Source organism: Companilactobacillus muriivasis, assembly GCF_036246245.1.
In the GTDB taxonomy this organism is placed as follows: domain Bacteria; phylum Bacillota; class Bacilli; order Lactobacillales; family Lactobacillaceae; genus Companilactobacillus; species Companilactobacillus muriivasis.
Genome location: NZ_BTTQ01000014.1, coordinates 25,399 through 41,816, shown reverse-complemented (window position 1 = coordinate 41,816; position 16,418 = coordinate 25,399). Strand labels below are relative to the sequence as shown.

At 38.9% G+C, this 16,418-nt stretch carries 9 protein-coding genes; 7 read left to right on the top strand and 2 right to left on the bottom strand.

The genetic code is table 11. From position 1 onward, the window contains the following. Positions 1-484 precede the first annotated feature (484 nt). From AAA923_RS11945 to AAA923_RS11930, 4 genes are all read left to right on the top strand, one after another. Positions 485-2,989, top strand: coding sequence for an ATP-dependent Clp protease ATP-binding subunit (locus tag AAA923_RS11945; protein WP_338217398.1), 2,505 nt, complete (start codon positions 485-487; stop codon positions 2,987-2,989). A gap of 251 nt (positions 2,990-3,240) precedes the next feature. Further along, positions 3,241-6,849: a DNA-directed RNA polymerase subunit beta gene (gene rpoB, locus AAA923_RS11940; protein ID WP_338217396.1), complete on the top strand. Its 3,609-nt coding sequence runs from the start codon at positions 3,241-3,243 to the stop codon at positions 6,847-6,849. A gap of 24 nt (positions 6,850-6,873) precedes the next feature. Then, the gene (gene rpoC, locus AAA923_RS11935; protein ID WP_338217394.1) at positions 6,874-10,542 is read left to right on the top strand and encodes a DNA-directed RNA polymerase subunit beta'; all 3,669 of its coding nucleotides are present in this window, start codon (positions 6,874-6,876) and stop codon (positions 10,540-10,542) included. A gap of 427 nt (positions 10,543-10,969) precedes the next feature. Continuing rightward, on the top strand, positions 10,970-11,791 hold the full coding sequence (locus AAA923_RS11930; RefSeq protein WP_338217392.1) for an alpha/beta hydrolase: 822 nt from the start codon (positions 10,970-10,972) through the stop codon (positions 11,789-11,791). Here the strand turns inward: AAA923_RS11930 and AAA923_RS12350 are convergent. Next, positions 11,788-12,453, bottom strand: a complete 666-nt coding sequence (locus tag AAA923_RS12350) for a prepilin peptidase (protein ID WP_366150654.1) — start codon at positions 12,451-12,453, stop codon at positions 11,788-11,790. The two genes, AAA923_RS11930 and AAA923_RS12350, sit on opposite strands and share 4 nt — an antisense overlap. 231 nt (positions 12,454-12,684) lie before the next feature. On the opposite strand from AAA923_RS12350, the gene rpsL reads away from it, so the two are divergent. The 3 genes from rpsL to fusA are packed head-to-tail and all read left to right on the top strand — an operon-like array spanning position 12,685 to position 15,756. Continuing rightward, on the top strand, positions 12,685-13,098 hold the full coding sequence (gene rpsL / locus AAA923_RS11925; protein WP_041501325.1) for a 30S ribosomal protein S12: 414 nt from the start codon (positions 12,685-12,687) through the stop codon (positions 13,096-13,098). 47 nt (positions 13,099-13,145) lie between these two features. Continuing rightward, positions 13,146-13,613 carry a 30S ribosomal protein S7 gene (gene rpsG / locus AAA923_RS11920; protein ID WP_041501326.1) on the top strand — a complete coding sequence of 156 codons (468 nt, stop codon included), beginning with the start codon at positions 13,146-13,148 and terminating at the stop codon, positions 13,611-13,613. 46 nt (positions 13,614-13,659) lie between these two features. After that, positions 13,660-15,756, top strand: coding sequence for an elongation factor G (fusA, locus tag AAA923_RS11915; protein WP_041501327.1), 2,097 nt, complete (start codon positions 13,660-13,662; stop codon positions 15,754-15,756). A gap of 141 nt (positions 15,757-15,897) precedes the next feature. Here the strand turns inward: fusA and AAA923_RS11910 are convergent, their stop codons facing one another. Continuing rightward, complete coding sequence (locus tag AAA923_RS11910; RefSeq protein WP_338217400.1) at positions 15,898-16,305, bottom strand: GNAT family N-acetyltransferase; 408 nt, start codon at positions 16,303-16,305, stop codon at positions 15,898-15,900. Positions 16,306-16,418 lie beyond the last annotated feature (113 nt).

Here is a 16,418-nt window from a genome sequence, read left to right as displayed (position 1 = left end):
ACGACTGGTTGCTTATACTGTAGTTGGTCTGACATGGCTTTCACTTCTTAGTTAGTAGAGTAACTATAGTGTAGCCCTGTCGGGCTATTTTTGTTCAAAGTTAAAAATCAACTAGCACCACGCGTATGATATGTATTTAATTTGAAATTTCACGTATTTTAAATAACAGATAGGAGTTAATCATCAATTAAAACAAGATTTTAGTCGGAGGGTGTCAGTAAATATTGACAGCTGTGGGAGTGGTGTTAGGACTTTAGTCCTTACTCCACTGACGTATTTTGAGATTTGCGGTTTGTGCAAAGCTCAAAATCGAGGTTCGAGACCGAACTTTGGCTCGCACCGGTCACATAGCAGGCTATATTTACTGACACCCGGAGACGGCAGACGGCATACATTTAATAATGAAATAAGATAAATTAATTGCTTTTTTTCAAAACACAATTATACTTTCTAAACAGACACTTAAAAAGTAGAGGTAACATTAATGGACAAAGTATTTACCGAAAGCGCCAAGAATGCACTTGTTTTAGCACAAGAACAAGCTAAGACATTTCATCATAATGCCGTTGGAACAGAACATATTCTGCTCGGCTTAGTAATGGAAAATGATGGTATCGCCGGTATTACTTTGAGGGATCTAGCTGTTAGTGACCGAGATGTTGAAGAGGAGATTGAACATCTGACTGGTTACGGCGATGTCTCATCTAATACCGCTAAGGGAATTTATTTACCATATTCTCCAAAGGGACAATTAATTTTAAGCGAGTCAGAAGAGACTTCTAACTTATATAAAGCCAATCGCATTGGAACAGAACATATTTTATTAGCCATTCTTGATGACACTGATAATTTAGCAAATCGTATTTTAGTTAATTTAGGACTCAGTCTAGCAAAGACTAAGTCATTATTATTGAGCAAGATGGGTGTTTCTAATAAAGCTGCCCGTCGAGGCTTTGCTGCAAATATGGCAGCGACTGCCAAGAAACAACAAGCTAAGGCCAATGGTAATGGTGGTACACCAACACTTGACTCCTTGTCACGTGATTTGACAAAGATGGCTCAAGATAATCAAATCGATCCAGTTATCGGACGTAAGTCTGAAGTTGAAAGAACTATTCAAATTCTCAGTCGTAGAACAAAGAATAATCCTGTCTTAGTCGGTGAACCTGGTGTTGGAAAAACTGCTATTGCTGAAGGTTTAGCCATTGCTATCGTCAAGAAAGATGTTCCTGTCGATATGCAAAACAAACGTATCATGATGCTTGATATGGGCTCATTGGTAGCTGGTACTAAGTATCGTGGTGAGTTTGAAGACCGTTTGAAGAAAGTTATTGAAGAAATTTATCAAGATAAGCATGTCATTTTATTCATCGATGAATTACATACTTTGATTGGTGCCGGTGGTGCTGAAGGTGCTATTGACGCTTCAAATATCTTAAAACCTGCTTTAGCTCGTGGTGAGTTGCAATTAATTGGTGCAACAACTTCTAATGAATATCAAAAATATATTGAAAAAGATACAGCTCTAGAACGTCGTTTTGCCAAGGTTCATGTTGAAGAACCAAGTGCTGACGATTCAATCAAGATTTTGGAAGGACTTCGTCCAAGATATGAACAACATCATGGCTTGACGATTTCTGATGAAGCGGTTGAAGCAGCTGTTCGTTTTTCAACACGTTACTTAACAAATCGTTTCCTACCTGATAAGGCAATCGATTTGATGGATGAAGCTTCAGCTAAAGTTAGAATCCACAACGTATCAAAGAACAACAAGCTGGAAGAATTGACTGACCAATCAATGAAATTGTTGAACGATAAAAACAACGCCATTCTTGATCAAGATTTTGAAAAAGCTGCTAAGATTCGTGAACAAGAACAAGATGTTCAAGAACAACTCAGCAAGTTGAAGGATAAGAAAGCTGCTGACAACAAGAAACCAGTTGTTACTGCTGATGACATTGCTGAAGTTATCGCTCAATGGACTGGCGTTCCCGTTAAGCAAATTACTTGTAAAGAGAGTGAGAAACTACTTAACCTTGAAAAAGAGCTCCACAAGCGTGTTATCGGACAAGAAGATGCTATCAATGCTATTTCACGTGCTATCCGTCGTGCCAGAAGTGGTATGAAAGATCCAGCTCGTCCAATTGGTTCATTTATGTTCTTGGGACCTACTGGTGTAGGTAAGACTGAACTAGCTAAGTCAATTGCCGAAGTAATGTTTGGTTCAGAGGACAATTTGATTCGTGTCGATATGTCTGAGTATATGGAACAATACAGTACTTCCAAATTGATTGGTTCAGCTCCTGGTTATGTAGGATTTGACGAAGGTGGTCAACTAACTGAAAAAGTTAGAAATGAACCATACTCAGTTGTTCTACTTGATGAAGTTGAAAAAGCTCATCCAGATGTCTTCAACATTTTGTTGCAGGTTCTCGATGACGGTATTTTAACTGATGCCAAGGGTCGTAAAGTTGATTTTAGAAATACAATCATCATTATGACTTCTAACTTGGGTGCTAGATCACTTGAAGATAACAAAGAAGTTGGTTTCGGTGCTCGTGATGTTCACGATGACTATAAGGAAATGCAAGAACGAATCAATGTTGAATTGAAGAAGTTCTTCCGTCCAGAGTTCTTGAACCGTGTTGACGAAACTATCGTCTTCAAGTCACTTAACAAGGAACAATTGAAGGCTGTTGCTAAGATTATGAGTAACAACTTGAGAAAGCGTCTTGCTGAAAGAGAAATCAAGTTAGTTATTTCTCCATCTGCTTATAGCGATTTAGTTCGTGACGGGTACAATCCTGAATACGGAGCTCGTCCAATGAGAAGAACGATTCAACGTGAAATTGAGGATCCAGTTAGTGAACAACTCTTAATGGGTAATGTTAAGGCTGGTGACGAGATTAAAGTTGGTTCTAAGAAGGGTAAGTTGACAGTAACTGTTGGCAAGCCTGAAGAAAAGAAAACACTAACTCATCAAAAGTAAGACCTTGACTATTGACAAGATAAGTGGTTAAGAGTATTATCTTTTTTGAGATTCAAAGTTCAAATCGCATATCACGATCTATTGTCCGTGGTTATGCTAAATAAAAAACACAAAAATAGATATTAGATTCTATTTTTGGTTTTTTTTTGCCTAAAAATAGGTTGAAAAACCGTTTTCATGCAAAATGTAATCAAACTGTAATATTTATTTTTGATTGCGATTTGGACAAATTAAATGTTGAGGTGAAAAATTTGACTTATCATAACGTTAATTATGGTGCACACCGTGTTCGTCGTAGTTATGCAAAGATCAAGGAAGTTCTTCCACTGCCAAATTTGATTGACATTCAAACAAATTCTTATAAGTGGTTCTTAGATGAAGGACTTAAAGATATGTTTGACGACATAATGCCAATTGATGATTTTGCTGGAAATCTTTCTTTGGAATACGTTGATTACAAGTTACTAGAACCAAAATATACTGTTGAAGAAGCTAGAGCACATGATGCTAACTTCTCAGCACCACTACATGTAACTTTGAAGTTGACTAATCATGAAACTGGTGAAATCAAGACACAAGATGTTTTCTTCGGTGATTTCCCTATCATGACTGATGAAGGAACTTTCATCATCAACGGTGCTGAACGTGTTATTGTTTCTCAATTAGTACGTTCACCTGGTATTTATTACAATCAAGATACTGATAAAAATGGCCGTGTAAACTTTGGTACAACTGTTATCCCTAACCGTGGTGCTTGGTTGGAATATGAAACAGATGCTAAAGGTCTAGGTTATGTAAGAATCGATAGAACTAGAAAGTTACCTATTTCTGAACTAGTTAGAGCCTTAGGTTTTGGTGAAGATTCAGAAATTCTTGATATTTTCGGTGATAACGATACTTTGAACCTTACTATGGAAAAAGATGTTCATAAGGATACTAGCGACTCACGTGTCGAAGAAGCCCTAAAAGACGTCTATGAAAGACTTCGTCCCGGCGAACCAAAGACTGCAGATAGTTCTCGTTCATTACTATATGCTAGATTCTTTGACCCACGTCGTTATGATTTAGCTCCAGTTGGTCGTTACAAGATCAATAAGAAGTTAAACCTTAAGACAAGACTTTTGAACAAGACTTTGGCTGAAACACTTGCTGATCCAGATACTGGTGAAGTTGTATTGGCTAAAGACACATTGCTTGATCGTGAAGCTATGCAAACTTTGAGTACATATCTTGACCGTGAAGATTTCAAGACTGTTACATTGAATCCTTCTGATGAAGGTGTTCTAACAGACCCTATCACTGTTCAAACTATCAAGGTTTACTCAGAAGCTGATAACGAAAAGGTTGTTAACGTAATTGGTAATGGTCACATTCCTGCTACTAACCGTACAATCACACCTGCTGATATCTTGGCTGGTATCAACTACTTCTTGAACCTTAAAGAAGGAATTGGTTCAACTGATGATATTGATCACTTGGGTAACCGTCGTATTCGTTCAGTCGGTGAATTGCTACAAAACCAATTCCGTATTGGTCTATCACGTATGGAACGTGTTGTTCGTGAAAGAATGTCAATTCAAGACTCAGCTACTGTTACACCTCAACAATTGATTAATATTAGACCTGTTGTTGCTTCAATTAAGGAATTCTTTGGTTCATCACAATTGTCACAATTCATGGATCAAACTAATCCACTTGGAGAACTAGAACACAAGCGTCGTCTATCAGCCCTTGGACCTGGTGGTTTGACTCGTGATCGTGCCGGATATGAAGTTCGTGATGTTCACTATACCCACTATGGTCGTATGTGTCCTATTGAAACTCCTGAAGGTCCTAATATCGGACTTATCAATAACTTGGCCTCATACGCTATCATCAACAAATATGGTTTCATCGAAACACCATATCGTCGTGTTTCATGGGATACACATAAAGTAACTGACAAGATCGATTACTTAACTGCTGATGAAGAAGATAACTATGTTGTTGCTCAAGCAAATACGCTATTGAACGATGATGGTTCATTTACTGATAACAACATTTTGGCTCGTCACCAAGATGACAACATCGAAACAACTCCAGAAAAAGTCGATTACATGGATGTTTCTCCTAAACAAGTAGTTTCTGTAGCTACTGCATGTATTCCTTTCTTGGAAAACGATGATTCAAACCGTGCCTTGATGGGTGCTAACATGCAACGTCAAGCTGTTCCTTTGATTAACCCACATGCACCACTTGTTGGTACTGGTATGGAATACATTGCTGCCCACGATTCTGGTGCTGCATTGTTAGCTGAACATGCTGGTGTCGTTGACTACGTTGATGCTAAAAAGGTTACTATCAAACGTGACGAAGATGGCACAACTGATGAATATAAAGTAACCAAGTTCCGTCGTTCAAATAATGGTAAGAGTTACAACCAAAGACCTATCGTCCACAAGGATGAGGTTATTAAGAAGGGTGATATCATCGCCGATGGTCCAGCAATGGAAAACGGTGAATTAGCTCTTGGTCAAAACCCATTGATTGCCTTTATGACATGGAACATGTACAACTACGAAGATGCGATTGTACTTTCAGAAAAATTAGTGCGTGAAGATGCTTATACTTCAATTCATATTGAAGAGTACGAATCAGAAGCACGTGATACAAAACTTGGACCTGAAGAAATCACACGTGAAATTCCTAATGTTGGTGAAGATTCATTGAAGGATCTTGACGAATTCGGAATTATCCGTATTGGTGCTGAAGTTCGTGATGGCGATATCTTAGTTGGTAAGGTTACACCTAAGGGTGTTACAGAATTATCAGCCGAAGAAAGATTGCTACATGCTATCTTTGGTGAAAAAGCTCGTGAAGTCCGTGATACTTCACTTCGTGTACCACATGGTGGTGGCGGTATTATCCAAGACGTTAAGGTCTTCACTCGTGAAGCCGGTGACGAACTTGATCCTGGTGTTAACATGTTAGTTCGTGTTTACATTGCTCAAAAGCGTAAGATTCAAGTTGGTGACAAGATGTCTGGACGTCATGGTAACAAAGGTACTGTTTCAATCGTTGTACCTGAAGAAGATATGCCTTACATGCCAGATGGTACTCCAGTAGATATCCTATTGAACCCAATGGGTGTTCCATCACGTATGAATATCGGACAAGTTCTTGATCTTCACTTAGGTATGGCTGCTAGAAAACTTGGCATCCATGTTGCAACACCTGTTTTCGATGGTGTTAGTGATGACGAATTATGGGACATTGTTAAAGAAGCTGATATGGATTCTGATGGTAAGTCAATCCTTTATGATGGACGTACTGGTGAACCATTCAAGAACCGTGTTGCTGTCGGTGTCATGTACTACTTGAAACTAGCTCACATGGTTGATGATAAGATTCACGCTCGTTCAATCGGACCTTACTCACTAGTTACTCAACAACCACTTGGTGGTAAAGCACAATTTGGTGGACAGAGATTTGGTGAAATGGAAGTTTGGGCCCTTGAAGCTTATGGTGCCGCTTATACACTTCAAGAAATCTTGACATACAAGTCTGATGATGTTGTTGGACGTGTTAAGACTTATGAAGCTATCGTTAAGGGTGAAAGTATTCCTAAGCCTGGTGTTCCTGAATCATTCCGTGTTCTTGTCAAAGAACTACAAGCTCTAGGACTAGACATGAAAGTTCTAGACTCACACAAGAAAGAAATCGAACTTAGAGATATGGATGACGACGAAGATGCTGTAAGTATCGACGCACTATCTAAGTTTGCTAAACAACAAGAACAAAAACGTGCTGAAGAGGAAGCTAAGAAGCTTGAAGCCTCAAAAGATTCAGCTGAATCAACTAGTACAAAATCAGAAAACTAGTCAAAACTTTAGGGAGGTTACCTTTTGATAGACGTTAATAAATTCGAAAGTATGCAAATTGGTTTAGCATCTCCGGACAAGATTCGTAGTTGGTCTTATGGAGAAGTTAAGAAACCAGAAACTATCAACTACCGTACTTTGAAACCAGAAAAAGATGGTCTATTCGATGAAAGAATTTTCGGACCAACTAAAGACTGGGAATGTGCCTGTGGTAAGTACAAACGTATCCGTTATAAGGGTATTGTTTGTGACCGCTGTGGTGTTGAAGTTACTCGTTCAAAGGTTCGTCGTGAACGTATGGCTCATATCGAATTGGCTGCCCCAGTATCACATATCTGGTACTTCAAGGGTATCCCATCACGTATGGGACTTGTTCTGGACATGAGTCCAAGAAACTTGGAAGAGATTATCTACTTTGCATCATACGTAGTTATCGACCCCGGTGAAACAGATCTAGAAAAGAAACAACTTTTAACTGAAACTGAATACCGTAAGAAACGTGAAGAATTTGGTAACAAGTTCGTTGCTAAGATGGGTGCTGAAGGTATCCGTGATTTGCTTAGCCAAGTTGATATGGCTACTGAAGTTAAAGAACTTCGTGAAACTCTAAAGAGTGCACAAGGTCAAAAACGTACACGTGCTATCAGACGTTTGGATATTTTGAGTGCCTTCCAAAAATCAGGTAACAAACCTGAATGGATGGTAATGGAAGCAATTCCCGTTATCCCACCTGATCTACGTCCAATGGTTCAACTTGAAGGTGGCCGTTTCGCTACTTCCGATTTGAACGATTTGTACCGTCGTGTAATCAACCGTAATAACCGTTTGAAGAGATTGTTGGATCTTAATGCTCCTAACATCATTGTTCAAAACGAAAAGAGAATGTTACAAGAAGCTGTTGATGCTTTGATCGATAATGGTCGTCGTGGCCGTCCTGTTACAGGACCTGGTAACCGTCCATTGAAGTCACTTTCTCACATGCTTAAAGGTAAGCAAGGACGTTTCCGTCAAAACTTACTTGGTAAACGTGTTGATTATTCAGGACGTTCAGTTATTGATGTTGGACCTACATTGAAGTTCTATCAATGTGGACTTCCACGTGAAATGGCTTTGGAATTGTTCAAGCCATTCGTTATGCATGAACTTGTTAAACGTGAAATTGCTTCTAACGTTAAAAACGCTAGAAGAAAGATTGATCGTCAAGATGATGACATTTGGGATGTACTAGAAGACGTTATCAAAGAACGTCCAGTATTGCTTAACCGTGCCCCTACACTTCACAGACTTGGTATCCAAGCCTTTGAACCTGTTTTGGTTGATGGTAAGTCAATGCGTTTGCACCCACTTGCTTGTGAAGCTTACAATGCCGATTTTGATGGTGACCAAATGGCTATCCACGTGCCACTATCAGACGAAGCCCAAGCTGAAGCACGTATGTTGATGCTTGCTGCCCACCATATTCTTGCTCCTAAAGATGGTAAGCCTATCGTTACTCCTTCACAGGATGTTGTTTTAGGTAACTACTATCTAACAATTGAAACAAGACATATGACTGGTGAAGGTAAGATATTCAAGGATTCTAACGAAGTTCAAACAGCCTTATTGAACGGTGATATTCACTATCACACAAGAATTGGTATCGCTGTTGATTCAATGCCTAACAAGCCATTCAAGGATGACCAAAGAGATAAGATTATGATTACTTCTGTTGGTAAGGTTATCTTTAACGAAATTCTTCCGGAAGATTTCCCATACTTGAATGAACCAACTGATGACAACTTGATGCACGGTGTTCCTGACAAATACTTCCTTGGCAAAGGTGAAGACATTAACAAACGTCTTGACGAAATGGATTTGATTGACCCATTGAAGAGTGGTTACCTTTCAGATATCATTGCCCAAGTATTCAAGATTTACCGTGTTCAAAGAACATCATCATTGCTTGATGACATGAAGGAATTAGGTTACACAATTTGTACACTTTCTGGTTTAACAGTCGGTGTTACAGATGTTCCTAACTTGACTCAAAAACCTGAAATTATCGAAAAGGCCCACAAACAAGTTGCTTCAATTTCTAAGCAATTCCGTCGTGGACTAATCACTGACTCAGAACGACACGATCGTGTTATCAGTGTTTGGAACGATACAAAGGATGAAATTCAACAATTGTTGATCGATTCATTTGATCCTACAAACCCTATCTCAATGATGTCTGATTCTGGTGCCCGTGGTAACATCTCAAACTTTACACAACTTGCCGGTATGCGTGGACTTATGGCTGCCCCTAATGGTGGTATGATGGAAATCCCAGTTATTTCTAACTTCCGTGAAGGCCTATCAGTTATGGAAATGTTCATGTCAACCCACGGTGCCCGTAAAGGTATGACCGATACAGCGTTGAAGACAGCTAACTCAGGTTACTTGACTCGTCGTTTGGTTGATGTTGCGCAAGATGTTATTGTTCGTGAAGAAGATTGTGGTACTGACCGTGGACTTGTTGTAAGTTCAATTATGGAAGGTACAGATATGATTGAACCATTGTATGACAGACTTGTTGGTCGTTATACACAAAAGACAGTTAAAGATCCTAAGACAGGCGACGTAATCGTACCTCGTGGTGTCTTGATGGATGAAACAATTGCTCAAAAGGTTGTTGATGCTGGAGTTACTCACGTTACAATTCGTTCAGCATTCACATGTGATACAAAGCATGGTGTATGTAAGAAGTGTTACGGTCGTAACCTTGCTACTGGTGAAGAAGTTGAAATTGGTGAAGCAGTTGGTACTGTTGCTGCTCAATCAATCGGTGAACCAGGTACACAATTGACAATGAGAAACTTCCATACCGGTGGTGTTGCTGGTGGTGACGATATTACACAAGGACTTCCTCGTGTTCAAGAAATCGTTGAAGCCAGAAACCCTAAAGGTCTTGCTATCATTTCAGAAGTTGATGGTACTGTTACATCAATCGATGAAAACCAAGCAGAACATACTAAGGAAATTACTGTCGAAGGTGAGACAGATTCTAGATCTTATAGTGTTCCTTATACATCAAGTGTTGCGGTTGCCGAAGGTGATCACGTTAAACGTGGTGGTAAGTTAACACAAGGATCAATCGACCCTAAGGAATTAATCAAAGTTACAAACGTTCTACATACAGAAAACTATTTGCTTGCTGAAATTCAAAAAGTTTACCGTATGCAGGGTGTTGATATCTCTGATAAGCACTTTGAGGTTATGGTTAGACAAATGCACAGAAAGATCCGTATTCTTGATCCTGGTGACACAGATGTATTGCCTGGTCAATTGATGGATATTGCTCAATTTACTGACCATAACCGTGAAACATTGTTTAATGGTGGTATTCCAGCTACTGGACGTCCTGTCCTTCTTGGTATCACTAAGGCTTCTCTTGAAACAAACAGTTTCTTGTCAGCCGCTTCCTTCCAGGAAACAACAAGAGTTCTTACTGATGCTTCAATTCGTGGTAAGAATGATCCACTTCTTGGACTTAAGGAAAATGTTATTATTGGTAAACTTATCCCTGCCGGTACTGGTATGGCTAAGTACAACCACATGGAACCAAAGAAAGTTGGTCCTATGGCAGATAACTCATTAAATGGTGCCTACACAATTTCTGACATCGAAGCTCAAATGAAGGCTGAAGATGCAGCTAAATCAGAAAAACGTTAATAATTAAAAGACGACCCTCGGGTCGTCTTTTTTTGTATAATGATAGGGTAGTTGTGAGGTGCCGCCAGAGGCTAGTGTATTTTATATAAAAGAGAAACGTTATGGTAATTAATATTTGCCAGTTCATTTTCAACCATCTACCTATGATTTAGTTTGCTGTAGTTGTTGCAATCATTCGGAGTATTAGTAGATTAGTTTGTATAAAAAGTTAATTAGTCGGAAGAGCTGAGAACATTCACCGGCTGTGGTTGTATCGTTAGAGCTTTAGCTCTTACACCACTGGGCGAGTTTGGAGACTTACCGAACCTTGGTAAGGCTTCAAACCGAGGTTCAAGACCGCCTTTTGGCTCGGACCGGTCCGCATAGCAGGTGAATGTTCTCAGCTCTGGAGACGGCAAAACAAACAATAATTTTGGGGGTTAAGATTTTGCAGAAACAAGAATTAGCTTATCAAGATACTAAATTTAACTTGGATACTTACTGGGTTGATCCAATCGCTGACTTTGGAACGCCAAATAAACGTCCTTTAGCCATCATTTGCCCAGGTGGAGCTTTCAAGTTTCTAACTGACCGTGAAGCCCAACCGATTGCTTTTAATTTCAATTCATTGGGAATGCATGCGATAGTCTTGGATTACCAATTAGTTGACGATGAGCACAGTGTTTATCCATTAGCTTTACAAGAATTAGCTACAACTTTGAATTGGTTAAGGTCTCAAGAGGAGATTCAACATATTGATTTGAGTAAAGTTGTTTTAGTTGGATTCTCAGCTGGAAGTCACGTTGTAGCTGACTTTAACTCAATTGTGTTGGATCCAGATCAAAAGGAGAAAGTTTTCCCTGATGATTTAACTGTTATGCCAGCAGCCAATGTTCTCTGCTATCCAGTGATTGATATGACGATTGGTTGGCCTAAGGATGAGGACTGGGCTATGAAGATTGCTCCCGATATTTATTATTGGCAGGCTCAGGAACACTTAACTAAACATGGTAAGCCAACATTTATTTGGCAGACTGTGACCGATGCAACAGTACCCGTTATGAATTCGATTTTGTACGCTCAGAAGATGGACATGCTTGGTATTCCTTATGAAATGCATCTTTTTGGTTCCGGAGCTCATGGGTTATCTCTTGGTAACTATGTAACTCAGAACCCCGGTAACGAGGCCAATTTGAATGCCTTTGATACTAAGTGGTGGGAGCTTTGTGTTAACTGGCTCAAGTTGCAGGAGATTATACCTAATCGTTAAATTGTAAATATGTTAAAAGATAAGACCATGTAGATGATGCCCGTTGCAATTGCAATGTAGGGGATAAATCTAAATGATCTTTTTTTATTGAATAAAAAACTAATGATACAAAATAGGCAAGCTATCATGAGAATCCACAAGGTCATCCTTAAACCTAATATCAGACTGAGAATCGCTAGAATTTCAATGTCACCTAAGCCAAATGCGTATTTTCGACTGATTAATAATAGGATAAAGTAGGTCAGTAGGGCGTTTAAGATATGTAACGGTGTGAGAAAAAGTGTTGGGAATATTATCAAATAGGTTGCAGGGTAAATGTATCCATAGTAAGCATCAGTAAATGCCAAAACGACTAGACCTAGAAACAATGGCAGGTAAATAAAGTCCCCAAAATAAATCATGCTCAAAAATATTATGCCACCGATAAATTCCCAAAGTGGATGCCAAAATTTGATTTGATTTTTACAGCTCAAGCACTTACCATTGATTATGAAATAGCCCACAATTGGGATGATTTCGTACCATCGTAAGATCCTACCGCAGTAATCACAATGTGAACGGCGCGTGACGTCGATTTGCGGATAATCATGTGCAATTACTTTTAGAAAGGAGATAATGCAAGCTCCAAGTATGAAAATGGTAAAGTATAGAAAGTATTTCATTTTTATCACCTCAATAGAAATTACGGGGACTTGTGGATAACTTTTTAAAAATGTTGCATTGACATGGCTTTTTTAAGATGGTATTCTAGTAGACGTGCTTTTATTGGCAGCAATATTAGTTTGTTTATTAAATATAAAGCTCATAACGTACGCCACTCATGTGGTTTATTATTTTACAAAATTATGAACCACCTGGATGTGTGTACTTAAAATTTTTAGGAGGAACTTTGAATGCCTACAATTAATCAATTAGTTCGCAAAGGCCGTAAGTCACAAACTTCTAAGTCCGATGCACCTGCATTGAACTACGGCTACAATAGTATGAAGAAAGTTGCCACAAAGAACCCAGCCCCACAAAAACGTGGTGTCGCAACTCGTGTCGGAACAATGACACCTAAGAAACCTAACTCAGCCCTACGTAAGTATGCCCGTGTTAGATTATCAAACCTTATTGAAGTAACAGCTTATATCCCTGGTATTGGCCACAACTTACAAGAGCACAGTGTTGTCCTTGTCCGTGGTGGACGTGTAAAGGATCTACCTGGTGTTCGTTATCACGTTGTCCGTGGTGCCTTAGATACTGCCGGTGTTGATGGCCGTATGCAAAGCCGTTCAAAATATGGTGCTAAGAGACCTAAGAAATAACATAAAGCAATTATTCTAGAAATAATGTAATAACGGAGGAATTTAATATGCGTAAAGGTAGAGCTCCAAAACGCGATGTTTTGCCAGATCCAATGTACAACTCAAAGCTAGTAACTCGTTTGATTAACCACTTGATGTATGATGGTAAAAGAGGTACAGCTTCATCAATTCTATATCGTTCATTCGATATTATTAAAGAAAAAACAGGTAACGAACCATTGGACGTGTTTGAAGAAGCAATGAACAATGTTATGCCTGTTCTTGAAGTTAAGGCTCGCCGTATCGGTGGTTCTAACTATCAAATCCCTATCGAAGTTCGTCCTGACCGTCGTACTACTTTAGGACTTCGTTGGATCACAAGTTATGCTCGTCTACGTGGTGAACATACAATGGACCAACGTCTTGCAAATGAAATTATGGACGCAGCTAACAATACTGGTGCTGCTGTTAAGAAACGTGAAGATACACATAAGATGGCCGATGCTAACCGTGCATTCGCTCACTATCGCTGGTAGGATCTAGTTTTTAAACTAGTTAATTTGAGAGGAGAAACAATTTTTCATGGCTAATAAACGTGAATTTCCACTAGAAGAAACCAGAAATATTGGTATCATGGCCCATATCGATGCCGGTAAAACTACAACTACTGAACGTATCTTGTACTATACTGGTAAAATCCACAAAATTGGTGAAACACATGATGGTGCTTCACAAATGGACTGGATGGCTCAAGAACAAGAACGTGGTATTACTATTACATCAGCTGCTACAACTGCTGAATGGAAAGGTAACCGTATTAACATCATCGATACACCAGGACACGTTGACTTCACAATCGAAGTTGAACGTTCACTACGTGTGCTAGATGGTGCCATTACAGTTCTTGATGCTCAATCTGGTGTTGAACCACAAACTGAAAATGTTTGGCGTCAAGCTTCAACATACGGTGTTCCACGTATTGTTTTTGTTAACAAGATGGATAAAATCGGTGCTGACTTCGACTACTCAGTTGAAACACTTCACGAAAGACTTCAAGCTAATGCGCATGCTGTTCAAATGCCTATTGGTGCCGAAGACAAATTCGAAGGTGTTATCGACTTGATCGATATGAAAGCCGACCTTTATGATGAAGATGAATTAGGTACAAAATGGGATACTGTTGATGTTCCTGAAGAATATCGTGCCACAGCTGAAAAGAAACGTTCAGAGTTGATCGAAGCTGTTGCCGATGTTGATGATGACATCATGGACAAGTATCTTGAAGGCGAAGAAATCAGTAATGATGAAATTCGTGCAGCTATTCGTAAAGCTACAATCAATTTGAAGTTCTTCCCAGTTCTTGCAGGTTCTGCCTTCAAGAACAAGGGTGTTCAAATGTTGATGGATGCGGTTGTTGATTACCTACCATCACCACTTGATGTACGTCCTTACAAAGCTACAGATCCTAAAGATGACTCAGAAGTTGAACTTATGGCTGATGATAGCAAGCCTTTTGCTGGTTTAGCATTTAAGATTGCTACTGACCCATTCGTTGGACGTCTAACATACATTCGTGTATATAGAGGTTCTCTAGAATCAGGTTCTTATGTCTTGAACTCAACAAAAGACAAACGTGAACGTGTTGGTCGTTTGCTACAAATGCATTCTAACCACCGTAAGGAAATCCCAGAAGTATTCTCAGGTGATATTGCTGCTGTTATCGGTTTGAAGAACACTACTACTGGTGATTCTCTAACAGATCCTTCAGATCCATTGGTTCTTGAATCATTGGATATTCCAGATCCAGTTATTCAAGTTTCTATCGAACCTAACTCAAAGGAAGATAGAGATAAGATGGATATTGCTATCCAAAAACTTTCTGAAGAAGATCCTACTTTCCAAGCTGAAACAAATCCTGAAACTGGTGAAACTCTTATTGCCGGAATGGGTGAATTACACTTGGATATCATGGTCGACCGTATGAAACGTGAATTTAACGTTGCATGTAAGGTTGGTGAACCTCAAGTTGCTTACCGTGAAACATTTACACAACAAACAAGTGCTCAAGGTAAGTTCGTTCGTCAATCTGGTGGTAAAGGTCAATATGGTGATGTATGGGTTGAATTTACACCTAATGAAGAGGGTAAAGGCTTCGAATTCGAAGACGCTATCGTCGGTGGTGTTGTTCCACGTGAATACATTCCATCAGTTGAACAAGGTTTGAAGGAAGCTATGGAAAACGGTGTTCTTGCCGGTTATCCATTAATCGATGTTAAGGCTAAGTTATATGATGGTTCATATCACGAAGTCGATTCATCAGAAGCTGCCTTTAAGATTGCCGCTTCAATGTCACTACGTAACGCATCTAAGACTGCTGGTGCCGTAATTCTTGAACCTATTATGAAGGTTGAAATTGTTACACCAGAAGAATATCTTGGAGATGTTATGGGACAAGTTACTGCTCGTCGTGGACGTGTTGAAGGAATGGAAGCTCGTGGTAATGCACAACTTATCAATTCTTTCGTACCGCTAGCAGAAATGTTCGGTTACGCTACAACACTTCGTTCAGCAACACAAGGTCGTGGTACATTTACAATGACAATGGATCACTACGAAAAGGTTCCTAAGTCAATTCAAGCTGAAATTATTAAGAAAAACGGTGGTAACCCTGAAGACTAGTCTTTAGGATGAAACCAAATTAAAGAGAAGATCATTTTGATCTTCTCTTTTTTTTGCGTTCTTTTGTTAAATAAAAAAAGCATCAAATCATTGTTCTTGATTTGATACTTTTGTGTATGTCCAATTTACATTTTTTAGTAACTAAAGTTCTTTATAAAAGGCAACAGCATTTCCTTTGTCGCCAGATACAAAACCAAATTTTTCATAGAAATATCTAACATCAGGTGCTTCTTCTGTTAACAATACCTTTTGTCGAACATTTCTATATTTGGCTAACGTCATAGTCATCAGTCTAGTTCCAATTTTTTTATTTTGAAAATTGGGATTAACCAAAATATCTTGAATATATAATATTGTGTATCCATCACCAATTACCCTAATTAAACCAACCAACTGATCATAATTCCAAGCAGTTATTACTAACAATGAATTATTGATAGCTTTCTCTAATGTTTCTAGGTCGTGGGTATAAGCAAACCATCCAACACTTGAATATAGTTGCTTCAAATCCTGTATATCAATTTGAGAGTTCACTTTATAGTCTATCATCATGTATCCTCCTAATTATTTTTATAATTAAGAGTTAATCTTTAATCTATTATTCATTTTATATTGCTCCCTTAAGTGAATTACGCAAATTATACTGCGATAAATTCATATGT

What these genes read in the sequence shown, in the direction of transcription:
- rpsL (WP_041501325.1), top strand. Translation starts at nt 12,685, where the DNA reads ATGCCTACAATTAATCAATTAGTTCGCAAAGGCCGTAAGTCACAAACT.
- AAA923_RS11910 (WP_338217400.1), bottom strand. Translation starts at nt 16,305, where the DNA reads ATGATAGACTATAAAGTGAACTCTCAAATTGATATACAGGATTTGAAG.
- AAA923_RS11945 (WP_338217398.1), top strand. Translation starts at nt 485, where the DNA reads ATGGACAAAGTATTTACCGAAAGCGCCAAGAATGCACTTGTTTTAGCA.
- fusA (WP_041501327.1), top strand. Translation starts at nt 13,660, where the DNA reads ATGGCTAATAAACGTGAATTTCCACTAGAAGAAACCAGAAATATTGGT.
- rpsG (WP_041501326.1), top strand. Translation starts at nt 13,146, where the DNA reads ATGCGTAAAGGTAGAGCTCCAAAACGCGATGTTTTGCCAGATCCAATG.
- AAA923_RS12350 (WP_366150654.1), bottom strand. Translation starts at nt 12,453, where the DNA reads ATGAAATACTTTCTATACTTTACCATTTTCATACTTGGAGCTTGCATT.